The following is an 882-nucleotide window of genomic DNA, read 5'->3' on the forward strand; positions in this document are numbered from 1 at the left end:
TTTTTTTGTTCAAACCAATCATACGAGAAAGGAACTCCTTTTTCTAATGTTTAAAGAAATAAATTTAAGGAATCATTCATCCTTACACAAACTATTTTACAGTCTCAGAAAGTTATTATAGGAATAATTTAATTGCAATACAAAAAATAGTAAATGATTTAAAACATGAAAAGCAAGATAGACAAACTAAAAATCTACTAGCACATGCAATATTATTAAAAAATAATTTAGAGGGAAATATAGATAAAATGCCTATATCGCAAAAGAATTTTATTAAGGAATCAATTTTTGAAGTTGATAATTGGGATAAATATAATTTACGCCTGTTTTCAATGGCTATGAGTTTGTTTGAAATCGAAGAAATGAATGTAATAGTTCAGTCGATCTTAGATAAGAGTAAACAAAATAAAGATGCTGATTTTGCAAGATTTATTCCAGCTATTTTAGTAAATTTTTTAGATTATTCATTTTGTCTCGGAAATGAGAATACTAAGGTCATTGAACGAGCAATAGATCAATTAAAACAAGTAGAAACTAGTCCCCAAAATTGTTTTACATTGATAATGGGAAAATATTATGAGAGTTTGTGGAATAAAAACTATAAGAACGCACATAAAATAATAAATTTTCTGCACCAAATAGGGATGGATGATTTTGTTGCTAAAATGTATAAAAAATAAAAAGTGTCATATATGACATATTTGCAATGAGGTAATATTTAAATTTGTATAATGGCCATATAAAAATTAAGAAAAGAGGCGAAGATTATGGGTCCAGAGACCGTAAAATAGTTTGTGTAAGGATGAATGATTCCTTAAATTTATTTCTTTAAACATTAGAAAAAGGAGTTCCTTTCTCGTATGATTGGTTTGAACAAAAAAA

1 protein-coding gene is annotated in these 882 nt (G+C 26.4%); it reads left to right on the forward strand.

The window, feature by feature from the left end:
* Positions 1–146 precede the first annotated feature (146 nt).
* Complete coding sequence (locus CP352_RS10735) at positions 147–680, forward strand: hypothetical protein (protein ID WP_233186947.1); 534 nt, start codon at positions 147–149, stop codon at positions 678–680.
* Positions 681–882: the final 202 nt, after the last annotated feature.

It is taken from the genome of Lactobacillus sp. UMNPBX1 (assembly GCF_002554085.1).
Classification (GTDB): Bacteria; Bacillota; Bacilli; order Lactobacillales; family Lactobacillaceae; genus Lactobacillus; species Lactobacillus crispatus.